We start from the raw sequence: 25,076 nt of genomic DNA, 5'->3' as shown, positions 1-25,076 counted from the left end.
GATTAATAAGATTTACGCTGATTTTTTTCTGGAGCACGCATTCCTATTGCTAAATTAAAGAGAAATATGCTTACCATAGCCACCTAGAAATCTCTCATCCCACAGAAATATTACTTGGTTCATAGCCTGCCCTTCTTTCGTGGAAAGACAGTGGTACCTAAAAAAAGCGAGGAGGCCGATAAAAGCCTCCTCGCCTTGGGTTATTGTTAATTGTAAAATGGGTTCTTGTTTAATCTTCTTTGAAACGATCCACGATGTACAGAAAAAGATTGAATGATAATGTGGACATTTCTTCTTTCTTCGCTTCCTGCTCACCACCCGCTTTATAGATTGGGTTTTCCTTTCTCTTCTTTACAGAAGATTTGGCTGGTTGGGAGGAAGTAACTTTTTCAGGTTTATACTCTTCAAAAGGGGCTTCCGCAAATTCACTCTCCTGTGCCCTTGCTTCTTCTTCAAAATTTCTGTCGCGATCACAGTCCCTCACCTCTTGTGCACTAACCTCTGAGGAATAAAAAACCACAAAACCTATCCCCAAAAGGATAACCTTGTAGTAATTAGATAGAATTTGGTTAGTTTTGAACATCGTAAAATATAATTTTAACAATATTTTATTATTCTTATAGAATTCGAGGTTTCCAAATATACAAATTATTAAATAATATGCAAACAATTCAGTTCTCTGATTTTCAAAAGGTTGATATCAGAATTGGAACCATTGTCAGTGCCGAAATCTTTAAAGAAGCCAGAAGACCAGCCTATAAATTACAGGTGGACTTAGGTGATTTAGGGATAAAAAAATCCTCCGCACAAATTACCGAAAACTATAAAGCTGAAGACATCATAGGAAAACAAGTGGTATGTATTTGCAATTTTCCGCCAAAACAGATTGCCAATATCATGTCAGAAATCCTGGTAACCGGTTTCCATAACGAACATGGCCATGTGGTCCTGGCCACGGTAGACCTGCCAGTTCCCAACGGGGCAAAACTTTCCTAAAGTTCACACAGTTCACGATCCAATTTTGATGATCACCCTCGTTTATAAATTATGGTAAATACGCTTTCGCTCAACGAACTGCTTCAAATCACCCAAGGGGAAATCCTTCAGCAGGGGCAGCCCTCCTTGGTAAATCATATCAGTACGGATTCCAGAAAGATCATCCATGGGAACCAGACCCTTTTTGTCGCATTAAAAGGTTTTAAAGTAGATGGACATGATTTTCTGACGGATGCCTATACAAAAGGTGTTCGGACATTTATCGTAGAGCACAAGGACGCTGACACCACCTTGAGCGCTAGCAGCGTAATTGTGGTCAAAAGTGCCTTGGCAGCATTACAGTCCTTGGCCAGATGGAACAGACTTCAATTTAAAGGCATCGTGGTCGGCATCGCGGGCAGTAACGGCAAAACCATCATCAAAGAATGGCTCGGTCAAGTATTGGCAAACCATTTTGACATTGCCAAAAGCCCAAAAAGCTATAACAGCCAAACAGGCGTCCCCTTATCAGTTTTCGGTATCGAACAGCATCATAAGGCAGCCATCATAGAGGCAGGCATTTCCCAACCAGGCGAGATGGCCAACCTTCAAGCCATCATCCAGCCGAATATCGGCATTATGACCAATATCGGAACCGCACATGCAGATGGCTTTTACGACCAAGAGGAAAAACTAAAAGAGAAATTGCTGCTCTTTAAGGATGCACAGCTGATCATCTACCGGAAGAATCATGAGGCCATCCATCGCTTTTTACGAAATCACTTTCCGGCTGACCGGCTGGTGGCATGGTCAGAACAGCCCGGTGGAGACTATACCTTATCCACCAAAAAAGAAAAGGAAGGCAGCAAGATCACCCTTATCAAACCAGACCTGGGACTCTACACCTTCCACAGTCGCTTCTCTGATGAAGCTTCACTGGAAAACCTTCGCCATACGATTGTAGCCAGTTTAGTATTGGGGCTATCAGAAGCCCAAATCCAACAATCCATTCCAGCGCTGGATACCGTGGATATGCGATTAACCCTCAAAACAGGGATTCACCAGTGCCTCCTTATCGATGACACTTACAATAACGATTTGGCAGGGCTTGATATCGCACTGGAGTTCATGGACAGCCAGCGCCCAAAAAAACGGAAAATCCTTATTCTTTCAGATTTACTTCAGGCAGGCGACAAAGCCGCTGTTTACAGCAATGTAAGCGAACTGATAAGCCATTATCAACTGGATATGCTACTGGCTGTAGGCACAGACATCTGTCAGCTAAAAGCGGATCCTCCCTGCGAAGTCCACTTCTTCCATGACACCGCCCATCTACTGAAGGAATTACCGACAATATCCTTCCAAGATGACCTCATCTTGGTCAAAGGTGCCAGAATATTCCAATTTGAACGTGTTGTCGATGCGCTTCAGGAGCGTATTCATGGCACAGTCCTGGAGATCAACCTGAACGCCTTGAGAAAGAATTTCACTTTTTACAAAAGCCTGCTAAAACCGTCCACCAAAACCATGATCATGGTAAAGGCCTTTGCATATGGTGGTGGTGCTACTGAAATCGCACATCATTTGGAGAAGCTAAATGCTGATTATCTGGCCGTGGCCTATACAGACGAAGGTGTAAGCTTACGACAGGAAAAAATAAACCTGCCCATCATGGTGCTCAATCCAGTACAGGAATCCTTTGGGAATTTGATCAAGCACCACCTGGAGCCAGTGGTCTATAGCCTGTCCTTTTTCCGACAGCTCGGCGAATACTGCCGGTCAAACAACACCTCCATCAGAATTCACTTGGACCTGGATACAGGTATGCACCGGTTGGGGTTTGGAGAAGAGGACGTGGAAGAGCTCCGTTCCCTGATCCTTCATTATCCAGAACTGGAAATAGCAAGCCTTTACACCCATTTGGCAGGAGCAGATGATGCTGCACACGAGGATTTTTCCATGCGGCAGTTATCCCTATTTAAGTCCATGTGCTCCATCATCCAGTCTTTTCTAAGCTACAGTCCTTTAATGCACGCTCTAAATTCTGCTGGAATCGTTCGTTACCCAGCATATCAAATGGACATGGTAAGGCTGGGAATTGGCCTGTATGGCGTAGAGGTAAACGGCCTCCATGAAAATGCCCTCCAGCCCGTAAGCGTTCTTAAAACGACCATCTCCCAAATCAAGCTCCTTAAAAAAGGAGAAACAATCGGGTACAGTCGCAAAGGAACCCTGGCCCATGATGGCAAAATCGCCACCATCGCCATAGGCTATGCGGATGGATATGACAGGAGGTTCAGCAATGGCACCGGAAAAGTACTCATACATGGTCAGAAAGCCGCGGTGATCGGCAATATCTGCATGGACATGACCATGATCGATGTCACCGGAATGGATGTGCATGAGGGAGATGAAGTCATCATTTATGGAGAAGGGCTATCGTTAAAAGAACAAGCTGCGGCAATTGGCACCATTCCCTATGAGCTCCTTACCAATATCAGCAGTCGTGTCAAACGGGTGTATTACCTGGACTGACCAGATGCAGGAAATCGATGTCAAGCCTTCATTAGCTTGCCTGTCAATGGTAAATTTCATATAGCACCTTCACAATTCGCTCGGCAGCGTGCCCATCCCACATGGGTATCCCCTGATACTGCTTCCAATCACCTGCCAGGATTTTTTCGAGAAAGGGCTTTAGCCGATCAGGATCTGTTCCTACCAGCTCGTTGGTTCCTTGATGGATGGTTTCGGGCCGCTCGGTATTGTCACGAAGGGTGAGACAGGGCACATTCATCACAGATGCCTCTTCCGTAATCCCTCCCGAATCGGTGATGACTCCTTTGGCATGCTGTACCAAATAGTTAAATGCCAAATAAGATAACGGCTCCAAATAGTGAAGCCTTGGATGCTTAATTCCAAGATTTTTGAGGATTTTGGCCGTTCTGGGATGAACGGGAAATAGCACCGGATGGCTTCCTGTTCCTGCTAAAATTGCTTCTATGGTAGCCTTTAGCTTTGCCTCTTCGTCAACATTAGCCGGCCGGTGGAGTGTAAGCACAAAATAATCCCCCTTATCCAGCCCATCGAATACCCCTCCTTTTGGCCTTTGAAACCTCGGCTTTTGCTTCAGCAAGGTATCAATCATGGTATTCCCCACAAAATGGATCCTATGATCCTCCACACCCACCTTTTTCAGGTTATCATTGGCCAATTCAGAAGTAGTGAAAAAGTGGTCGGTAATACTATCGGTGACGATTCTATTGATTTCTTCAGGCATGCCCATATCACCGGAACGAATTCCCCCCTCCACATGTACCACCGGGACCAGAAGCTTCTTTGCCGTAATGCTGCATGCCAAGGTAGAAGTCACATCTCCTACCACCAGCACCACATCGGGCCTGTTGGCTGTCAATTCCTTTTCGAAACCAATCATGATCGCCGCCGTTTGTTCGGCCTGTGATCCTCCTCCAGCGCCAAGGTTGGCATCAGGATCGGGAATTTCCAGTTGCTCAAAAAAATCCCCTGACATTTTATGGTCATAGTGCTGCCCGGTATGCACCAGCCTGTACTTTATAGCATGACCTGAATTTTGTAAATCATGAATGGCATGAATTAGGGGAGCTATTTTCATGAAGTTTGGTCGAGCACCAGCGATCAGCGTGATTTGGAGCATATCAATGGCATTTGGGGGTATAGGGAAAAACTGGTCTGTACATGCCTGCGAATATACGCAATCTGTCTTTGGCGGGGCATATAATGGGTTGCCAAATTCCTCCTTTTCCTAAATCAACGGATTTACAAAGGAGAGATCGAAAACATTCTTTGAAATTCCCTTATATTTGTGTGCTTATAATAAATAGAGCAATTAACTGTCCTTCAATGGATAAAATCAGTAAATGAATAATTAATTCCAGTTATATTACCTCATGCAGTATATTACACCCAAGTTTGTAGTATTTTTTTCGCTCATAACCGTCTTTACCTTGACCAGTTCCTGCCATCAGGAGGAGTTGATGAACGAGGTATTGGTATATGAAAATAATTTCTCTTCGCCTGCCAGCCTTTCGGGCATAGAAAATGGCAAATTGATGGTATTCGAGGAAGATACCGTTTTGGGAAATTATAACAGTGAAGAGGTAAACATCGCTGTCAGCGGTTTGCCAGGCCATAATACTGTTCGCGTGGTCATCGAACTTTTGACACATGACAGCTGGGATGGAAACAACACAGGGGTCAGCGGACCAGACTATTGGTTCATGGAAGTAGGCGGCGTGCAAATTCTAAACACTACCTTCTCCAACTCTCCCTGCTCCTCATCTTATTGTTTATTTCAGTCTTATCCTGATCAATATGGTCGGCACAATGACCCAAAAACAGGAGCCTTGGAGACAGACCTGCCTGGCCTTTGCCAATACGCCGATACGCCAAACTGGACCACCAAGTACAGGATCAGCAAGCTGGTCTCCCATACCGGTCCTTCACTTACCATCAAGTGTGGAGACCAACTGCTACAGGAAAATGCCCCTGATCCCCTTTGTGATGAAAGCTGGTCCATATCAAAAATCGAAGTGAGTGCCCTTTCTGTAAAGTAAATGAAGCTATCAAAATACATTATAATGCCATTCCGTATCAAAGCGATTTTCTTCTTGCTCTTGGCCACCTTGCCCATAGCGGCATTGGCCCAGACGGCTAACCTAAATGCCCCTTTCCTGGAAGATTACTTGAGAAGACAGCAGTTGATCGGGAAATTTGACAAACATTTTTCGTTTAACCTTCGTCCCCTGACGCCCAATATGGATGACTTGGATGAAGCACTCACCAAAAACGGCAGTATCTATGGCAAACTGTATGGCTATAATGATAGGCAGGTTTTTGATAATGGGAAATTAGTAGTTAAACCAATGCCGATATTTTTTAAATCCCAGTTCAATTCCAAGTACGCATTTGGCATCAATGATGGCGCCATGATTCCAAACAAGGGACTTCAAGTGTTACTGAGTGGTGGTGTATACCTAAAATATGGAGGCCTTACGGTACAGTTCCAACCGGAATTGATAAGTGCACAAAACAAGGACTTCATCGGATTCCCCGACAAAACCAACGGCTATCATTATATGGATTATTATGAGTGGCTGAATACCAGTGACATTCCTGAGCGATTTGGCACAGGATCATATACCAAATTTCTTCCCGGCCAATCCAGCATTAAGTATTCCTATCGTGGGTTTTCAGCGGGAATATCTACGGAAAATATTTGGTGGGGACCAGGCAAGCGCAATTCATTATTGATGAGCAATAATGCTCCAGGCTTTTTCCATGCAACCATTGAAACAAAAAAACCAATAAAAACGAACATTGGCCATTTTGAGGGACAACTTATCTCGGGTCGATTACAGAACTCAGGATACCTCCCTCCAAATGCTGGCTTGATATACAAAAACACCCCTGCTTATATCCCCAAAAGGGATGAAGACTGGAGGTACCTTTCAGGGATCACGGTCAGCTACCAACCCAAGTGGGTGCCTGGACTAAGTGTAGGCTATAGCAGCGTTTCCCAAATGTACCATAATGATATGGACAGCTTTGGAGATTACCTGCCTATTTTTAATGGTGAAAAAGGGCCTAAGAATATCGAGAATCCGGACCGTGATCAGCGCAATCAATTTAGTTCCGGCTATTTCCGCTGGATGAGCCATGGTGGACTGTTTGAATTTTATGGCGAATATGGTTCCAATGGCAACAGCAGGCAATTAAGGGATTTTTTGGTTAATCCTGACCTGAACCGTGCCTTTACCTTTGGCTTTAGTAACCTTATTCCCCTTAGAAAAGAAGATGCCTATATCCAGATCAGTTCGGAGATGACCCAAACCGGACAGACCGTTCGCGACGCCATCATATCTTATAATTCCTGGTATACCCACCCTTATGTGAGACACGGCTATACCCACTTGGGCCAAGTATTGGGAGCAGGAAATGGCCCTGGAAGCAATGTGATTTTCGTCGAAGCAAGTTATGTACATAATTATAACAAAATAGGCCTTCAAGTAGAGCGTATTGTCTATAACAACGACTATTACTATAAAACCTACGAGATCATCAAAGACTGGAGACGCAAATACATCGACTTGACACCTTCTTTGGTCGCTGACTGGAAATTGGATAATTTCTTGCTTTCTGGAAAGCTCCAATATATCCATACGCTCAATTACAAATGGTACCTGGAAAACAGCCCCAGCCAGTATTTTGTGGCAGGATGGGACCGTACCAATTTTTTAGCACAAGTGAGCTTGATGTATTTATTTGAATAAGCGAGAATCAAAACGTTTAGCCATTGAACTATACATGCTTTGGAATAAAGCATTGCAAAGACACTTTGTCCTTGACCGATAACAATCTATTGCTAAAACCAAAACCAGAGTGGTTAGTTGATTAAAAACCGATATAAATTAATCATATCCCTACTAAAGAACCAGCGGGTTTTGCAAGGGAAATTGGAATTAAGGGATCTATTGGAAGACCGAATCAATACCTTAAAAAAACTAGCCAATAATCTTGATTTTGATTATCAAGAACTCTTAGAAGCCGAAAATGATTTTCACAAACTACAGATAGATCTAGTTGATCTCGAAAACAACGTTATGCAATCCTCCAGAGAGATTGGGAGACTGTTAAGAATCCAAGGGACACTTGAATTAGAAGAAAAGGACCTGATATCAGTGGATGACATTATGGTATTCGTAAAGTCCTATAGCGGAGGGATAGATAACACTAATTTTTATTATGAACAACAAAGCCTAAATGTAAACTTAGCTGAACTAGAGTACCAGCAAAAGAAAGCTTCGGCCAAAAATCCCATAAAATTTTTCGAGGCTTCCTACAGAGATGACCTGAATGACACATTCAGAAAAGACTTCAGTGTGGGCATGGGGATAAAAATCCCAATCGGATTGGCGGCCAAAGGAAGCCTTAATGAACGGGTTATCAAAATAGTAAAAGAAAAAAATGAACTTGATGAGCTCAAATTTGAATTAAACGAAAGCATAAGAGAAATCATTTTACAGTTAGATGTACTATTTGATAAACACAGGTTATTAACAACCATTCTTAAGGAAAGCAATGAAAAAGAGTCTTTGAAAAAATATAGATCCATAGAAGGAATTTCCCCTTTGGTCTTACTGAAAGTAAAGGAGAACATTATCAAAAAACAACAAATACGCTTAGACCTTGAAAAGGAAATCTTCTCCCTCTATTTGGAATTTCTTGATCTAAATGGACTGCTGATCAAAAGTCCATTAGTGAATTACCTAAGTAGCCAACAGAAATTCATGTATCCTTGATAGGTGATAAGCAAGACCAATTAAAAAACCTCGTTTAAGCCAAAATAGAAAGCCGTCTGATCTCCAAATCCAAAATCAATACGGATATTGATCCCTTCGTCCATCAGCTGGTAACGAAACCCAAAACCGGCACCATAGTGAAACCGGTCAACGCTGTATTGGGACGTCTTTTCAGCCACTTGGCCTGTGCTGCCAAAAAACACCATGCCCAAGCTCCTGTAAATGGGCAGCCGTAGTTCGGCTTGATAGATCATGGCCAGCTGATCCCTGTACCTGCCTTCAAAATATCCGCGCATCCGCTTGCTGCCTCCCAATAAGGATGTCTGCTGAAAAGGGGCCACTCCGTCCACAAAACTCCAATAGCCCTGCACTGCCAGAACTTTATTTTCCCAAACGGAAAAGTACTTCCTCAAATCTACCTCATAACGGCGATATGAATAATCGCTGCCCAAAAAAGATTCGTTGGTGATCCAGGACACTTGATGGAAAGACCCCTTGCTGGGCTGAAAAATATCATTCCTGGAATCATAATTGAGCTTTAGCCCCAGCCCCGCTACCTGTGGGCTATCGCTGCCGGGAATGGCACCACTGGCCAGCAATCCTCCGGGCACTTTTTCATAAACATCCTCCGTTCTGAATTCCAGCCAAGGGCCAAGGTACACATTGGGTAACAGCCTCCTCATATAGTTTAAACGCACATAAAGATAGCGGCTGGAGTAGGGCTCTTGATTATCCGCAGGCATATCGTTACCGATTCCGTAAAACTCAAAAGGGTAATTGGCCAGTTCAAGGCTTGCATTGAAATAATCCTTGTTATCGTTCTTCCATAAATCCAGGTCCATCTCCAATACTGCCTGTTTCTTTAAGGTATAGATAAACGTGATAGGCATGGAAGAAGGCCGTAGTGCTGGAGAAGCACCTTCTTTGGGGCGGAACACTTTGATGGCACCTACCCCTAATCCCAGACTGGTCTCCGGGGAATAAGTCACAACGGGAATAAATGACCACGTATCTGTACTCATCCATTCCAGTACATCATCTGTGGTGTTAAGCAGCCTATCGTGGAGCGCCGGATCGGATGTATCGGCTATCGCCGTGTCGGCTTTCTGGGCAATTGCTGAAAAAGCCGGTAAAAAAAATAACAAGCTAAATACTAACTTGGACAAACGTATTGTATTGCGAAGCATCATCAGCAAGAAGAAATATAGATCAAGACATAAAAGTACATCAAAACGATGAAACCTTAGGAATACACTACCAAGTTTCTCATGGCTATTTCACCCGCCACAGCTGCCACCATGGCGTCCCTGGAGAGTCATGATGCTCAAAATGATACCCAAAGAAGTAGCAGCTCAAAAATGCCCAAAAATGGTTTTTGGGCAGCGTTCCTGACTTATGCTTGTTTTGGTGTACTCCACGATGAGGCTGATAAGTACCAAAGTAAAATAACTGGAAAGTGGACATGATGGCGGGCAGCATCCAAAACAAAATCAAATTCTGAACGGGAAAGAAAACCACTAACACCCAGAAAGTCGCTCCCATTAATCCCAGCTGAAGGGGAGATAAATAAGCCGTGATAAAACTCCAGTACCATTTCCAAAAATGGTCCGATTGGTGATAGTCTGGATCCGCTCCTGTGGCCACAAAACGGTGATGCTGGTGATGTTTGGGCAATAACCGATTGAAAAAATTATAGGAAAACAAGATCGCTGCAAGCCAACCGATCACCTTATTTATGGCAGGATGTTTCGAGACACTGCCATGCATAGCATCGTGCGCTGTAATGAATAAACCGGTATACAAGTGCATCTGAAACAGGACCGCCACATAAACCAATGGATTGGTAAAATCAAGCTCCCAATATAGCAATAGCATCAAGGACAGCCCCCAAAGTCCTATGATAAGAAGGGCAATCATGGTTCCGACTGGATCTACCGGACGATATGTAGGTCGAGATAAGGGCATTTAAGGTAACAAGGTACTTAAAAAGATCAAAAGGTCAGCAGTCTTTGCTTTACATCCTCCATCAGCCACATGGGCGTGGATGTGGCTCCACAAATCCCCACAGAATCTCCATGCAGGAATAAACCCGGATCGATTTGATCTGCATGGGACACGAAAAATGTAAATTCATTTTGCTGTTTGCAGACTTCAAAGAGCGCTTTTCCATTACTGGACTTACTGCCGCTGACAAAAACTATTTTATTATACTTGGATGCAAAGCTCCTGAGCTCTTTGTCGCGATTGGATACCTGTCGGCAGATAGTGTCATTGGTCTGGACTTCTATTCCCTTTTCACGAAGCATTTTATTGATGGCATAAAACTTATCGGTACTTTTGGTGGTTTGGCTAAACAAGGTGATTTTAGGAGGCATCGATTCAAAATCCAATTCTTCCACATCTTGAAATACCACTGCCTCGTTACTGGTTTGCCCTAGCAAGCCTGCTACTTCGGCATGTCCATGCTTTCCATAAATATAGATCGGTTCATTTTTATCATAGGCATTTTTGATTCTGTGCTGAAGTTTCAACACCACGGGACAGCTCGCATCGATCAAGGTAAGGTCATTTTTGATGGCCAACTGATAGGTGGATGGTGGCTCACCGTGCGCCCTGATTAATACTTTTTCGCCACGCAGGGCATGAAGGCTGCCATGATCGATGATTTTAAGGCCTTTGTTGACCAATCGCTTCACCTCCTCGTCGTTATGGACGATATCCCCCAGACAATAGAGACGCCCCTCCTCATCGAGGATGTCCTCTGCCATTTCTATGGCATACACTACCCCAAAGCAAAAGCCTGAATGTTGATCGATATGAACGGTGAGATCCTTCATATCTTACTAACCAATTGAAGCTACTATTGTTTTCCGCTGGCGGAAAAATTCGTAGAGCGAGACATTCATCAGCATTAAGCCCATCGAATAAATAAAATCTTCAATGGGAATCGTGAAAACACGGATTCCCAAGTTTTCCGTATTGTCATAATAGACCACCGGTTCAGGCGTAAACCCACCGGTCAGCACACCATTTACCAATAATAAAGGGATCAGGTGAATTAAATAAAACACATAAAATCGCCCCAAAAGATTGGAACGAAACATAAAATAATGGACAGCCAAAACCATGGACACAAAGGAAAAGTTAACAGAAGTGTACCACTTGTCCCAATTTACTCCTGCCAGTATCGTAAGCAGCACGATAAATCCTAAAGTAATGGGCTTGACATAGTGTGACAAAGGATCATGGGGCATATAATACAGCAGTACTTCATAAATAAAAATGCAGGAAAATGGCACGGTCACGAAAAACAAGTATTCCTCCAGTGGTAAGTTCCCTAAACGGATTCCCGTCAGATAGCGGTCATTAAACCCCCAAACTTCCATCTCGGTAAACCAATGGTCCCAAACCAAAAAAACCGTCGCAGTAATGATCATCGCAGGGAAGAGATATTTCCATTTTTTGTAATAGGAAACCTTCCGCTCAAATGACCAAAGCAACGGAAAAAGTATCGTGCCAATATTTAAAGTTAAATACAAATAGTGCTCCATCATCATGGCTACTCAAATCCCAGCTTCGTCCCGAAATACATACCCATCAGCATTGAAAGCTTTTTGATATTGGGAATCCGTACTCTTTTGGCGGTAATGGTCTGGGGTTTTAGTCGTTTTATTTTCGTGAAAAGATTATGGTAATATAGGTAGGCAATTTTCACACCCATCTTTGCCCCGGAAGGCAATTGCGTAATGCCAATGCAAGCTTCATCAAAATCTTTCTGAATATCCCTTTCTATTGCCTGCTTAGTCTTCTGGTCAAAAGTCAAATAATCCACTCCAGGAAAATATACCCTTCCCCTTTCTTCATAATCACTTTTAATGTCCCGAAGAAAATTCACTTTTTGAAATGCTGAGCCCAATTTACATGCGGGTGCCTTAAGCTTTTCATAGGTCTCCTGATCACCTTCACAGAACACCTTTAGACACATCAGTCCCACCACTTCTGCCGATCCATAAATATACTCCTTGTACTTGCTATCGCTATAGGTGCTAAAATCCAGATCCATAGCCATACTATCCAAAAAAGCATCTATTAAATCTACTGTGATGCCATACATATGCACTACCATCTGAAAGGCATGAAGCACCGGATTGAGGGAAAACTCCAATTTTATGGCCTCATAAGTATCCTGCCTGAATTTGTGAAGCAGAAATTCCTTGTCCTGGTGATGGAAGGTATCTACGATCTCATCAGCGAAACGCACAAAGCCGTAAATACCATAAATCGGCTTGTGAAATTTCACATCCATAGTCCTGATTCCCAAACTGAAAGAAGTGCTGTAGCGTTGGGTAATCAGCTTACTGCATTCCATCGTGGTCTGATGATATAGATTTAGTGCATTCATATGTCAATGTTGAAGTGATGTGGATAGATACGCTTTGGTAACTTCATCGGCCACCACCTGACCCGATATCAGGGAAGGTGGCACACCGGGACCAGGAACGGTAAGCTGTCCTGTATAGAAAAGGTTGCTGACCTTTTTATTTCGTATTTTAGGTTTGAGCATCGCCGTCTGCCCAAGGGTATTGGCCAATCCATATGCATTTCCCTTAAAAGCATTATAGTCATTGATAAAATCCCTGTGGGCGTAAGAGCGCTTGTAGCAAACTTTTTCGCGAATAGCCTGCCCAGTATGATTTTCGAGCCTCTTCATGACCAGGTTATAATAGGCCTCCCTTTTTTCTTCGGTGTCCTCCAGGTCAGGCGCCAGCGGAATCAGGATAAAGAGGTTTTCCTTACCTGCTGGTGCCACGGAAGGGTCAGTTTTGGAAGGACAACAAACATAGAATAATGGCTTCTCTGGCCAATCAGGCTTATCATAAATAGCTGATGCGTGAGGAGCCAAAGGTTCGTCGAAAAACAAATTATGATGCTGTAAATGGTCTATCCGGTCATCCACCCCCAGGTAAAAGATCAAACTCGAAGGGGCAAGAGTTCGCTTATCCCAATAACCTTCCGAATAATTGCTAGCTCCTGGTGGCAGAAGCTTTGTCTCCACGTGGTGATAATCTGCCCCTGCAATAATCACGTCAGCATAAAACTTCCGATCATCTTTTAATACTACAGAGGTGGCCATCCCATTTAAGATATTGATGTGGGAAACATCAGCATTATATTCAAAGCGTACCCCTTTTTCCTCAGCAAGAATGACCATGGCTTTGATGATTTCATGCATTCCTCCCATTGGATACCAAGTACCCAGCACCAAATCCGCATAGTTCATCATGCTATAAAGGGCTGGAATTTTTTTGGCAGTCTGTCCCAAAAACAGCACTGGGAATTCCATGATCTGTACCAGCTTTTCATGTTTAAAAAAACTGCGAACATGCTTTTGCATCGACTGGAACAGGTCTAACCTGATAAAGTCATTGAATATTCCGGGTTGGGCAAATTCCCAAACACTCTGACAAGGCTTGTATACCCAATCTTGAATGCCCACTTTATATTTCCTCGCTGCCTGGTCCAAAAACACCTGCAAACGCTCTCCCGCCCCTGGCTCCAACGATTCAAAAAGTGCCTGAAGTGCTTCGTAATTGGCAGGCATCAACAATTCGTCATTTTCACCAAAAACAACCTTATAAGAGGGATCCAAACGTACCAAATTATAATAGTCACTGGGGTGTTTACCAAAACGGGCAAAATATTTTTCAAAAATATCCGGCATCCAATACCAACTAGGCCCCATATCAAAAGTAAAGCCAGCAGAACTGAATTTGCGTGCCCTTCCTCCTGCACTGTCGTTTTTTTCCAGCACAGTGACCCTAAAGCCTTGATGGGCCAAGGTGGTGGCTGCTGCTATACCCGCAAAACCAGCTCCAATGACGATCGCCTCTTCTTTACCCATTTAATTCGTCTTATAGACTTTTAGGTTATCTTTTAAAATCTTCCTGGCCAGGTGTATCCTGTTTTTCACGGTACCTATCGGCAAATTGAGGTCTTCTGCTATCTCTTGGTATTTAAACCCTTTGAAATACATCATAAAGGGCGTTCTATAATCTGCATTAAGATGATTGATACAAAAATTAATGTCATCCATCGCAAATTTGCTTTGCGCCCGGTTTTCTATGGAGATATCCCCTGAATTAATATAGTGAAGATTATCGGTAGTATCCACAAAAGTGGCTCTCCTCATCATCCGCTGGTAACGTGTAAAAAATGTGTTTTTCATAATGGTGTATAACCATGCCCGAAGGTTGGTGCCATCCGAAAACTTGTCCCGGTTCGTATATGCTTTTAGCATGGTTTCTTGCAGCAAATCATTGGCATCATCAGCGTCTTTGGTAAGCCGAAGCGCAAATGGCTTTAATGACTTAGAATGCTCATTTATCGAATAACTGAATTCTAAAGTTGTCATATTTCACCTTTTTGTTTAATCAAAATTAATTTTATTTAAACAATAAACAAACTTTTGTCTAATGTATTTTTATATTTATTAAACAAAATGACAATCATAACATGACTAAGACCACAAGAAAAATCCATTCTCAAGAACCAAGTTGTCCACTTTGGTAGTTAATTAGTTTAGCCACAAGATGCTAAGGCTTTGGAAGAAGTGGAAAAGTTGGGGGATTGTGGCTGGTTCGGATAGAACGCAGATGGTGCTGATTATTAAGATTTGTGCTGATTTTTTTGTTAGAAAGGGCTGGACAGGTTTAGTCCAAATCCTTTAGGGCGCTAAGGATCGAAAGCATTATAACTCGATTAATATCATTTGATTAAAAACGGTTATAACGTCCCCGAAAGTATCGGGACAGGCTATTGCGAGGAGCTTGCGAGGCGGCAATCTCGTTTTCAGATACGAGATCGCTTCACTCCGTTCGCGATGACGGTTTTTCCTACGTTACGAGCCGTCAAGCACCAGGCAGGCCCTTTTGTAATGGATAGTGCGTAGGGAAAGGGCGTGGCAGTTCGCCTCTGCTCCTTCCTGCAAATCCTATCCGACGCCCTGTTTGGCTTCAGACACGCCTGCCTTTGGCACCAGACAAGCCTGTTTGGCACCAGACAAGCCTGCCTTTGGCTTCAGACAGGCCTGTTTGGCACCAGACAAGCCTGTTTGGCACCAGACAAGCCTGTTTGGCACCAGACAAGCTCGCAGTGGCGGTATTTAAAATCGAGCTCAGGTCAAACAAAGTAAAAAGTTGCCCACCGTAAATCATATAGAACCTATTTATTTACGAAACAGCCTCTATTTAATCCAGCCAAATAATATCAAATCAAATATTCCGAAGCGATGGCGAGGGCTGCTGCGAATAAACTCACTAACAACCGTGTAAGATGAAACTTATGGTGAGGGCTACTTTCAAAGAATATGGTCGTCGAAATGTGTAAAAACCCTCCGGCTACCAAGCCAAATAACACATCCATCGCCTCTGCTGCCAGGAACTGCTGCGAAAAGGCTATATCTGAAACTAGCACCCCCATCGGTGAGGCCAGGGCAAAAATAACCAACAGCACTAAAACCGAACTTCGCTTCAAGCTACCGGAAAGCACCGCTACCAAGGCAAAGGCTGCCGGAGCTTTGTGCATCACTATCCCAAAAAGCAATGTTTCTGTCCCATGATGATGGCCACTCAACGAAGGCTGCTGACTTAGCAATGTCCCTTCCAAAAACGCATGCAACGACAGCCCGATCATGACCATCCAAACGGTATTTTTCCCATGGCCATGGTGATGGATATGACCATGCTCTATCCCTGATGACAAAAATTCCAGCACCTGCTGCAGCAAAAAACCAATCAACACGTAAAGCCCCATGTAATAGGCAGACGCTGGATTGGCAAAAAGCTCGGGAAGAATATGCAGCACTGTAATGGAAAAAAGATACGATCCGGCAAAGACCAAAATCATCTTGAAGTTTTTCTCCTTCCAGCTGGGTATCGCCACTGCCAAAAGCCCTGACAAGAACGCCGATAAAAAAAGTATCAAAATTTTTGTGGCCATGCTTATTCTTTTTCCCCTTTGATATAAGAAACAAAAGGCTTGAGTTTTTCACTGATATACGTTTGCATTCCCAAGCTATCACTATAAATCAAAAAAACGTCGATATTATCTTGGGATTTCTGAAGGTCAATGGCCTCTTCTGTGCCCAATACCATCATAGCAGTAGCGAAGGCATCTGCCGTCATACAGTCTTCTGCTACTACCGTGGCGCTGAGCAAGCTGTGATTGACAGGTTGACCGGTCTTGGGATCGATGGTATGGGAATACCGCACGCTATCTTTATAGTAGAAATTACGGTAGTTTCCTGAAGTGGCCATACCTTTATTATCCAGGCCTATGATGCTGAAAATTTCATTGGAGCTGACATCCTCACTGGGCTGGTTCACCCCGACTTTCCAGAGTTCCCCGTTTTCATTGGTACCCCGGGCGACCAATTCCCCCCCGATCTCAACCAACATATCTTCGACACCCTCATCCTGTAGGTATCCGGCTACCACGTCCACTCCGTAACCTTTGGCGATAGCACTGAAATCCAGGTATGTGTCAGGCTGTGTTTTCCAAACTTTTTCGGTATCAAACTCGATATTTTCGAACCCTATCAGTCGCAGTAGCTTGAAGATATTCACACTGTCTTTTAACTGGGCCCCTTCTGGGCCAAAACCCCAAGCATTTACCAACGGCCCTACCGTGGGATCAAACGCCCCGTCCGTGCGCTGGAAAATATCCCTGCTGGTCTTTAGTACCGTCGGAAGGTAAACCGATTCGAAGGTCAACGTGTCTCCGTCATTAAATCTACTTAGTTCAGAATCAGGAATATATGTAGACAAAGCTTGGTTAAAGACCTCCAATAAGGAGTCCACTGCTGATTTAAAATCCCTACCCTGCTCATCCAAGTAAACAATCCGGTAGCTCGTCCCCATGGTCTTGCCGGTTATGGTTTTTTTCCCATCCTTTTCAGGTTCTGGAGCCTGGGGTGCTTGTTGATTTTGTCTATAAAGGTAAACTAGAAATACCACCAAAAGTAGAATGATGGAGTAGATGATGTTTTTTCGGGCGTTTTTTTGCATGAAGAGGCGGAATATTTTCCGCAAAGTTACGCTATATTTTAATATGGAAAAATAGCCGTCTGCCAAGACCAGGGAAATCGCTTTTAAAAAAAATGTTGTATAAACCACAATTTCTAATGCGTTGTCATCCCGACTTGAGGAGGAATCTCAATTTTAAATAAGAGATTCCTTCCCAATGTATCGGGATCGGAATAGCCTGCCCTCCCGATATCCACCAGCCTGTCCCGAAGGATTTCGGGAGGACAGGCTGGTGGATATCGGGGACAAAGGCATTGTTAGAATGGTATAGCTAGTGGAATACGCAATCGCTCATCCAAAAGCGATTCCCCCTGATCGAGCCCCGTCGTATTAATGACAAAACGTAAGATTCACTTTAAAAGCTCTCTGGCAATCACTATTTTCTGGATTTCAGAAGTTCCTTCACCAATGGTGCAAAGCTTGACATCCCTGTAGTATTTTTCCACAGGATAATCCTTGGTAAATCCATAGCCACCAAAAATCTGAACCGCCTCATTGGCCAGCTCCACTGCTATTTCTGATGCATAGTACTTGGCTTTGGCACTGGCCAAGGTCACGTATTCACCTCGGTTTTTCAGGTCAGCAGCCTTAAATGTCAGCAACTTGGCCGCCTCCAGCTTGGTCGCCATATCTGCCAGCTTGAATGAAATTCCTTGATATGAGCTGATCGGTTTATTGAACTGATATCGTTCTTTGGAATAGCTGACTGCTGCCTCAAAAGCTCCTTCGGCAATTCCTAATGAAAGTGCTGCGATGGAAATCCTGCCACCATCCAACACCTTCATGGATTGGATAAATCCTTCTCCTACTTCTCCCAATATTTGTGATTTATGCACCCTGCAATCCTCAAATATCAACTCCGCCGTTTCGGAAGTTCTCATGCCTAGCTTATCCTCCTTTCGGCCACCACGGAATCCGTCAGTGCCCTTTTCAATAACAAAGGCCGTCATGCCATGCTTGTCTCCCACTTCACCCGTTCTGGCGATAACTACTGCTATATCTCCGGACACGCCGTGAGTAATAAAGTTTTTGGCTCCGTTGAGGATGAAATAATCGCCATCCTCTTTCGCGGTAGTTTTCATATTGGCAGCATCCGAACCCGTGTTTGGTTCGGTGAGCCCCCAAGCACCTAAAAATTCGCATGAAGCCAATTTTGGCAAGTATTTTTGCTTCTGCTCATCCGAGCCAAAGAGCATAATATGCCCTGAACAGAGGGAATTGTGTGCCGCCATGGACAGTCCTACTCCCGGATCCAACTTGGCCAGTTCCATGATCGCAGTCACATATTCCAAATATCCAAAACCACTTCCCCCATACGCCGTCGGAATGAGCACTCCCATTAGTCCCAGTTCTCCCAATTTCTTAAAAAGTGGAAGCGGAAAAATCTGGTCATCGTCCCATTCCTTTCGAAAAGGAGCGATTTCTTTTGCACCAAAATCCCTGATCATCTGCGCAATCATGGACTGGTTTTCTGTCAATTGAAAATTCATCATACTACTGTTGTTATTATTTGGGTTGTATTCTTTTTTGGTACAGGGATAGAAAAAAGTTACTTTTTCCATTTTTCGACCCTAGCAGCCCCCTGTAAGATATTAACTTCCAACTAAAAAAATTAGTTTTCAGCCATTAAAAACCAAGAAAAATTTCATGCCTGATGGGTTTAAATTATATTTGTCACTACATCATTTGTCAACTCACTATCCCTAGTAAAAACAACTTCATTTCATGAAACAGATTTTAATCACAGGCGGAGCAGGTTACATCGGATCCCATACGGCTGTAGCGCTCGTTAATGCCGGCTATGAGCCCATCATCGTTGACAATTTTTCCAATTCCAACAAAAACGTACTTATTGGGCTAGAAAAAATTCTGGGCTCTCCTGTAAAATGCCATGAGGGCGATTGTAACGACCGTGAATTCATGCAATCTGTCTTCCGGGAAAATGACATTCAAGGGGTCATCCACTTTGCTGCCTCCAAAGCAGTAGGGGAAAGCACCAAAATCCCGCTCACCTATTACAGCAATAACATCAATTCCCTGATCATACTGCTGGAAGTCATGAAAGACCACAGCGTAAAGGACATCGTTTTTTCTTCCTCCTGTACCGTATATGGCCAACCTGATGAGCTTCCGGTAAAGGAATCCACTCCAAGGAAAGATGCCGAAAGCCCATATGGAAATACCAAGAAGATCTGTGAAGATATCCTGACAGACCATATCAAAAGCGGTGCCGCCACGAGAGTCGCAGCATTGCGCTATTTTAACCCTGTAGGTGCCCACCCCTCTTCACTCATTGGGGAACTTCCGCTGGGAGTGCCGGCAAACCTGATCCCTTTTATAACACAGACTGGTGCCGGCATCCGGGAAAAAATCACGGTCTTCGGTGACGACTACGATACGCTAGACGGCACCTGTATTCGTGATTATATCCATGTGATGGACCTGGCAGATGCACACGTTAAATCCATCCACTACCTTGCTGCCCAACCAGACAATTTCTTTGACCTTTTTAATGTGGGCACAGGGAATGGCAATACCGTCATGGAGGTGATCAAGGCCTTCGAAAAAGTAAGTGGAAAACCGCTCAATTACGAAATCGGCCCACGAAGATCCGGCGATATCGAAAAAGTGTGGGCCAATACAGACAAAGTCACCAATATATTGGGCTGGGAACCTCAGTACGGACTAGAAGATGCACTACGTGATGCCTGGAACTGGCAAGTAAGTTTGGAAAAGTAGCCCTTTCGTACACCATTATAATTTACAAGACAGTACAGGACGGTATAATAAAGTAATTTCCCTAAATTTAGGGCATAATTATAATTTTAATTAGGGGTTTATTAATCAAAAAAACCATTCGTTCAATAGCGAATGGTTTTTTCTTTTTTATGAAAAGGTGTGTGATACGGAACTTATATGAGACTTTCGCGTATTTTTGGGTTATGAATCACTCTCCATCAGCTGAAAAAGCTTTTTCATTTGCTGCTTTTTTAAGGATCATCAGGGCAGATAACCTGCTGATGATGGCTTTCGCACAGCTGATGACCGCCTACTTTCTGGTAGAAAAAACCTTATCAGGTATTCCTGCCCTTCTGGATCCTAAAATCTATCTGCTGGTCACGTCTACTATCTTGATAGCCGCTTCTGGCTACTTGATAAATGACTACTATGATGTAAAGATCGACTATATAAACAAGCCAGATGAAGTCATCATCGGCAAGGGAATGCGCCGCAGAGTGGTGATGTTTCTCCACACTTTTCTTAATCTTGTCGGCATTGGATTGGCATGCTTGGTCAGTTTAAAAGCAGGAGGTATTCATTTTATGGCGGCCTTTTTACTTTGGATATATTCTAACTCCCTAAAGCGGCTGCCCTTTGTGGGCAACTTGGCCGTTGCTCTATTGACCGCACTGGCCATCTGGATCGTAGGTTATTATTATCAAAAGTCAGAACTGCTGGTGCTCACCTATGCTATTTTCGCCTTCTTTATCAACCTCATCCGTGAAATCATCAAAGACATAGAAGACCGGGAAGGAGACAGAAAACATGGCTGTAAGACATTGCCGGTAGTCTTGGGCTTTCGTGCTACGAAAAACATCATCTTTATCATAGCGGCCATATTTGTAGGTTCCATTCTAGTAGTAGCATATAAAATAGACGAAAACTTGCTCTACCTTTACTTTGGGCTGATCGGCATATTATTCATTTACTTTATGTACCTCATTTACCATGCTGATCGCAAAACGCACTTCTCCAGGCTCAGCAACCTCTCCAAGCTCCTGATGTTGACAGGAGTGATCAGCATGGCTTTTTTATAGAAACGTAAAATCTGGTGCACCACTTGGTTTACGCAATACCGTTGGCCAATCCGTCCAAAGAAAAATATCAGGCTACTCATCCACTGGTAAAGTAGCTTTTGTACTTTTGGGATGGACAGGTTATATTGACCACCAAAGCCCGTCGATGTAGTACGCCCTAAAATACACGGTGACATAGATCGGCAAATACATATTTCGGGTCAATCATAATTTAACATTATTATTGTCCACAAAACGTAGTTCAACGTACATAAACCTGGTTTTCAATTGAAAAAAATCGCCATACTCGCCTCGGGAAACGGCAGCAATGCTGAAGAAATCATCAAGCACTTTGATGGCTCCACCAAAGGAAAAGTTGCCATCATCGCATCCAATAGAAAAGATGCTTATGTGCTGGAAAGAGCAAAAAACCATAACATTCCCTTTATCTCCTTCACCAGAAAAGAAATGGATGAGGAAGTGCTCGAAAAGACCTTCGAAGAACTGGAAATTGACTTAGTAGTTTTGGCTGGCTTTCTGCTAAAAGTACCAGATGGACTGATCCAACAGTTTCCCGAAAGGATCATCAACATCCATCCTGCCTTGCTGCCAAAATTTGGGGGCAAAGGGATGTACGGCATGCGTGTACATGAAGCGGTCAAAGATAAAGGCGAAAAGGAAACAGGCATCACCATCCACTATGTGAATGAAAAATACGATGATGGCCGGGTGATTTTCCAAGAAAGCGTAAAAGTGGAAGAAACAGACAGTCCTGAGGATATTGCCAACAAGGTGCATGCTTTAGAACACAAATATTTTCCAAAAGTCATCGAAAGCCTGCTTTAATAGACTGATTTTCCTACCTTTGCAGTTTAAAACAAAATTACGCAAACCTATTTCATTCAATACTTCAAAAAATGGCTGTTAAGAAAATAGAATCTGCCCTTATCTCGGTCTTTTATAAAGACAATCTTGAACCGATCATCGCCCAGCTAAAAGAACAAGGCGTAAAGATCTACTCCACAGGAGGTACACAAAAGTTCATTGAAGAACAAGGAGCGGAAGTAACTGCTGTAGAAGACCTAACAGGCTATCCTTCCATCTTTGGGGGAAGAGTAAAAACCCTCCACCCAAAAGTTTTTGGAGGTATCCTCCACAGAAGAGAAGATAAAGGAGACCTTTCCCAGGCTCAGGAATTTGAAATACCTGCCATTGACCTCGTGATCGTGGACCTGTATCCTTTTGAGGAAACAGTAGCCTCCGGTGCTTCAGAGCAGGATATTATCGAAAAGATCGATATCGGAGGCATTTCCCTGATCAGGGCCGCGGCCAAAAACTTTAAAGATGTTACCATCATCGCTTCCCGCGACCAATATGGCGAACTGGAAGAGCGATTGAAAAACAACCAAGGGGGCACTACCTTGGAAGACAGAAAATACTTTGCCGCCAAGGCATTCCAAGTGTCATCACATTACGATACCCATATTTTCAACTACTTTAACCAAACCGAAGAAATTCCAGCACTGAAAGTAAGCGAAAACAATTCAAAAGCTTTACGTTACGGCGAAAACCCGCACCAAAAAGCCCATTTCTATGGCAAGCTGGACGATCTTTTTGACCAACTGAACGGTAAAGAGCTCTCTTATAACAACCTCGTAGACGTGGATGCCGCAGTAGCCTTAATGGCCGAATTTGATGGAGAAACAGCCTTTGCCATCCTAAAGCACAACAATGCCTGTGGCGTGGCAAAAGGAACCTCAGTAAAAGAAGCGTATCAAAAAGCCTTTGAAGCAGACACCCTTTCTGCATTTGGTGGCGTCCTGATCACCAACCAAACCGTGGACAGGGCAGCTGCGGAAGAAATGCACGGCCTGTTCTTTGAGGTGCTGATCGCCCCTGCATTTGACCAAGATGCCCTGGAAGTACTGAAAGGCAAGAAAAACAGGATCCTCCTGCTCCAGAAAACCAAAGTAGGTGGTACCAAGCAGATCAAAACCTTATTAAACGGCATTATAGAGCAAGACAAGGACCTGTCCACAGAAACCAAGGAAGATTTCAAAGTAGCTACCAAAGTAGCACCTACCGAAGAGCAAAAAGATGCCCTGGTATTTGCCGCCAAAGTGTGTAAGCATACCAAATCCAACACCATCGTACTAAGTAACAAGGATCAATTATTTGCCAGCGGTGTAGGCCAGACCTCACGTGTAGACGCACTGAAGCAGGCCATCGAAAAAGCAAAATCATTTGGCTTTGAACTGAAAGGTTCAGTAATGGCATCCGATGCCTTCTTCCCATTCCCTGACTGCGTGGAGATCGCCGCTAAAGAAGGGGTCGCAGCAGTAGTACAGCCCGGTGGCTCCATTAAGGACCAGGACAGCATCGACTTCTGTGACAAGGCAGGCATGAGCATGGTGATGACAGGAATAAGGCACTTCAAGCACTAAAATATCCTGCCAAAATAATTTCCCAATCCCCAACAGTCCTGTTGGGGATTTTTATTTGGCCAAACTCCCCGGCTTTCAAATCCGGTTCATTTGGCTCGGGATTATACCTCCCGAACAGCGACAAATTTCTGACCAGCGACACAATTGGACTGCTTTTTGCTTGTTCAGGCCAAAGCTTGGTTCGGCAATCTGGCATCACCCAAAAAACGCTTATTTACCTCCCTAATTTGAAATTCGGCATCGGAGCTGTTTGTATCTCTGTGCAAGTGACTTAAAAAAAGTCAGTGGTCACTATTAGAAATCCAAATTAAGGTAATAATTTTGTCGTCCCTCGTTTTATTTAAGCATTGTTAATGCTAACTTTAAACGATCAACTCAAACGTAAATTCTAAGTAAAACTACCAGGATGGGATTATTTGACTTTTTCTCAAGTGATATAGCAATAGATTTAGGTACGGCAAATACCCTTATAATTCATAAAGAAAAAATTGTAGTGGACGAACCTTCCATTATCGCCATTGACAAATCCAGCAATAGGATCTTGGCTGTGGGAAGGGAAGCGATGAACATGCATGAAAAGACACATGAAAACATCAAGACCGTGCGTCCACTAAAAGACGGCGTGATTGCCGACTTCTATGCAGCCGAACAAATGATACGTGGCCTGATCAAAATGATCCCTGGGCACAAAAAAGGTATGTTTCCCCAATCCCATCGCATGGTCATCTGTATTCCTTCAGGGATCACGGAAGTAGAGAAAAGAGCCGTACGGGATTCTGCCGAACACGCTGGTGCCAAAGAAGTGTACATGGTCTACGAACCAATTGCGGCAGCCATCGGTATTGGAATTGATATTGAAAAACCCATGGGCTCGATGATCGTCGACATTGGAGGTGGTACTACAGAGATTGCACTGATCGCCCTTTCCGGAATCGTCGCCGACCAATCCATCAGGGTGGCAGGCGACACCTTTACCAAAGACATCCTGGATTACATGAGAAGGCAGCATAACCTGCTGATCGGTGAGCGCTCTGCTGAAAAAGTGAAGATCGCCATTGGTTCTGCCCTGACCGAGTTGGATGATGCACCAGAAGACTACGAAATCCGTGGACGCGACCTGATGACGGGAATCCCTAAAGTCATCAAAGTTTCCTATTCCGAAATAGCCTTCGCACTGGACAAGTCGGTTTCCAAAATTGAGGAAGCCGTATTAAAGGCCCTTGAAATAGCACCTCCTGAACTCTCTGCAGACATCTATGACAACGGCATTCATCTCACAGGTGGTGGTGCGCTCCTCAAAGGCCTGGACAGAAGACTTCATCAAAAGACCAAATTGCCTATCCATATTGCAGAGGATCCGCTAAGAGCAGTGGTGCGAGGAACCGGCACCGCCCTGAAAAACATAAATAGTTTCCGAACCGTGCTGATGACCTGATGACT

23 protein-coding genes are annotated in these 25,076 nt (G+C 43.8%); 11 read left to right on the top strand and 12 right to left on the bottom strand.

The features are described 5' to 3' along the window. Positions 1–229: 229 nt before the first annotated feature. A complete protein-coding gene (locus tag FKX85_RS07125; protein ID WP_141614070.1) occupies positions 230–583 on the bottom strand; it encodes a hypothetical protein in 354 nt (117 codons plus the stop codon). Positions 584–660: 77 nt separating this feature from the next. Between FKX85_RS07125 and FKX85_RS07120 the strand changes: the two genes are divergently transcribed. After that, positions 661–996 (top strand): tRNA-binding protein, encoded by a 336-nt coding sequence (locus tag FKX85_RS07120; RefSeq protein ID WP_141614069.1) that lies wholly within the window; start codon positions 661–663, stop codon positions 994–996. A gap of 51 nt (positions 997–1,047) precedes the next feature. After that, entirely contained in the window at positions 1,048–3,510 is a 2,463-nt protein-coding gene (locus FKX85_RS07115) for a bifunctional UDP-N-acetylmuramoyl-tripeptide:D-alanyl-D-alanine ligase/alanine racemase (RefSeq protein WP_141614068.1), read from the top strand. A gap of 43 nt (positions 3,511–3,553) precedes the next feature. Here the strand turns inward: FKX85_RS07115 and wecB are convergent, their stop codons facing one another. Then, positions 3,554–4,648 carry a non-hydrolyzing UDP-N-acetylglucosamine 2-epimerase gene (wecB, locus tag FKX85_RS07110; protein ID WP_141614067.1) on the bottom strand — a complete coding sequence of 365 codons (1,095 nt, stop codon included), beginning with the start codon at positions 4,646–4,648 and terminating at the stop codon, positions 3,554–3,556. 253 nt (positions 4,649–4,901) lie between these two features. Here wecB and FKX85_RS07105 point away from each other — a divergent pair, with 253 nt between their 5' ends. The 3 genes from FKX85_RS07105 to FKX85_RS07095 all read left to right on the top strand — a co-directional run bounded on the left by FKX85_RS07105 (position 4,902) and on the right by FKX85_RS07095 (position 8,312). After that, positions 4,902–5,567: a hypothetical protein gene (locus FKX85_RS07105; protein WP_141614066.1), complete on the top strand. Its 666-nt coding sequence runs from the start codon at positions 4,902–4,904 to the stop codon at positions 5,565–5,567. A gap of 24 nt (positions 5,568–5,591) precedes the next feature. Further along, entirely contained in the window at positions 5,592–7,283 is a 1,692-nt protein-coding gene (locus FKX85_RS07100; protein ID WP_141616731.1) for a capsule assembly Wzi family protein, read from the top strand. Positions 7,284–7,400: 117 nt separating this feature from the next. After that, on the top strand, positions 7,401–8,312 hold the full coding sequence (locus FKX85_RS07095) for a TolC family protein (RefSeq protein ID WP_168196230.1): 912 nt from the start codon (positions 7,401–7,403) through the stop codon (positions 8,310–8,312). 20 nt (positions 8,313–8,332) lie between these two features. Here the strand turns inward: FKX85_RS07095 and FKX85_RS07090 are convergent, their stop codons facing one another. From FKX85_RS07090 to FKX85_RS07060, 7 genes are all read right to left on the bottom strand, one after another. Further along, positions 8,333–9,478, bottom strand: coding sequence for a BamA/TamA family outer membrane protein (locus FKX85_RS07090; protein ID WP_229239793.1), 1,146 nt, complete (start codon positions 9,476–9,478; stop codon positions 8,333–8,335). Between the two features lie 106 nt (positions 9,479–9,584). Continuing rightward, the gene (locus FKX85_RS07085; RefSeq protein WP_229239792.1) at positions 9,585–10,229 is read right to left on the bottom strand and encodes a fatty acid desaturase; all 645 of its coding nucleotides are present in this window, start codon (positions 10,227–10,229) and stop codon (positions 9,585–9,587) included. A 74-nt stretch (positions 10,230–10,303) separates the two neighbouring features. Then, positions 10,304–11,149, bottom strand: coding sequence for a 4-hydroxy-3-methylbut-2-enyl diphosphate reductase (locus tag FKX85_RS07080; protein ID WP_141614062.1), 846 nt, complete (start codon positions 11,147–11,149; stop codon positions 10,304–10,306). Between the two features lie 6 nt (positions 11,150–11,155). Further along, complete coding sequence (locus tag FKX85_RS07075) at positions 11,156–11,863, bottom strand: lycopene cyclase domain-containing protein (RefSeq protein WP_141616730.1); 708 nt, start codon at positions 11,861–11,863, stop codon at positions 11,156–11,158. A gap of 8 nt (positions 11,864–11,871) precedes the next feature. Continuing rightward, entirely contained in the window at positions 11,872–12,714 is an 843-nt protein-coding gene (locus tag FKX85_RS07070; RefSeq protein ID WP_141614061.1) for a phytoene/squalene synthase family protein, read from the bottom strand. Positions 12,715–12,717: 3 nt separating this feature from the next. Then, positions 12,718–14,214 carry a phytoene desaturase family protein gene (locus FKX85_RS07065; RefSeq protein ID WP_141614060.1) on the bottom strand — a complete coding sequence of 499 codons (1,497 nt, stop codon included), beginning with the start codon at positions 14,212–14,214 and terminating at the stop codon, positions 12,718–12,720. Further along, a complete protein-coding gene (locus FKX85_RS07060; protein ID WP_141614059.1) occupies positions 14,215–14,724 on the bottom strand; it encodes an RNA polymerase sigma factor in 510 nt (169 codons plus the stop codon). Between the two features lie 595 nt (positions 14,725–15,319). On the opposite strand from FKX85_RS07060, the gene FKX85_RS21425 reads away from it, so the two are divergent. Further along, positions 15,320–15,478 carry a hypothetical protein gene (locus tag FKX85_RS21425; protein ID WP_168196229.1) on the top strand — a complete coding sequence of 53 codons (159 nt, stop codon included), beginning with the start codon at positions 15,320–15,322 and terminating at the stop codon, positions 15,476–15,478. Between the two features lie 100 nt (positions 15,479–15,578). On the opposite strand, the gene FKX85_RS07055 is transcribed toward FKX85_RS21425, so the two are convergent. The 3 genes from FKX85_RS07055 to FKX85_RS07045 form a co-directional block, all read right to left on the bottom strand. Then, complete coding sequence (locus FKX85_RS07055; protein WP_141614058.1) at positions 15,579–16,310, bottom strand: ZIP family metal transporter; 732 nt, start codon at positions 16,308–16,310, stop codon at positions 15,579–15,581. Between the two features lie 2 nt (positions 16,311–16,312). Further along, a complete protein-coding gene (locus FKX85_RS07050; protein WP_141614057.1) occupies positions 16,313–17,377 on the bottom strand; it encodes an FAD:protein FMN transferase in 1,065 nt (354 codons plus the stop codon). Positions 17,378–17,745: 368 nt separating this feature from the next. Further along, positions 17,746–18,885, bottom strand: a complete 1,140-nt coding sequence (locus tag FKX85_RS07045) for an acyl-CoA dehydrogenase family protein (protein WP_141616729.1) — start codon at positions 18,883–18,885, stop codon at positions 17,746–17,748. A gap of 235 nt (positions 18,886–19,120) precedes the next feature. Between FKX85_RS07045 and galE the strand changes: the two genes are divergently transcribed. The 5 genes from galE (at position 19,121) to FKX85_RS07020 (ending at position 25,071) form a co-directional block, all read left to right on the top strand. After that, positions 19,121–20,134 (top strand): UDP-glucose 4-epimerase GalE, encoded by a 1,014-nt coding sequence (gene galE, locus FKX85_RS07040; RefSeq protein ID WP_141614056.1) that lies wholly within the window; start codon positions 19,121–19,123, stop codon positions 20,132–20,134. Between the two features lie 203 nt (positions 20,135–20,337). Next, a complete protein-coding gene (locus tag FKX85_RS07035) occupies positions 20,338–21,213 on the top strand; it encodes a geranylgeranylglycerol-phosphate geranylgeranyltransferase (RefSeq protein ID WP_141614055.1) in 876 nt (291 codons plus the stop codon). Positions 21,214–21,480: 267 nt separating this feature from the next. Beyond that, on the top strand, positions 21,481–22,038 hold the full coding sequence (gene purN / locus FKX85_RS07030) for a phosphoribosylglycinamide formyltransferase (RefSeq protein ID WP_141614054.1): 558 nt from the start codon (positions 21,481–21,483) through the stop codon (positions 22,036–22,038). A gap of 71 nt (positions 22,039–22,109) precedes the next feature. Then, the gene (purH, locus tag FKX85_RS07025; RefSeq protein ID WP_141614053.1) at positions 22,110–23,636 is read left to right on the top strand and encodes a bifunctional phosphoribosylaminoimidazolecarboxamide formyltransferase/IMP cyclohydrolase; all 1,527 of its coding nucleotides are present in this window, start codon (positions 22,110–22,112) and stop codon (positions 23,634–23,636) included. 406 nt (positions 23,637–24,042) lie between these two features. Then, a complete protein-coding gene (locus FKX85_RS07020; RefSeq protein WP_015265297.1) occupies positions 24,043–25,071 on the top strand; it encodes a rod shape-determining protein in 1,029 nt (342 codons plus the stop codon). Positions 25,072–25,076 lie beyond the last annotated feature (5 nt).

The sequence above is a fragment of the Echinicola soli genome, from assembly GCF_006575665.1.
In the GTDB taxonomy this organism is placed as follows: Bacteria; Bacteroidota; Bacteroidia; order Cytophagales; family Cyclobacteriaceae; genus Echinicola; species Echinicola soli.
This window is presented reverse-complemented; position numbering and strand designations above follow the sequence as displayed.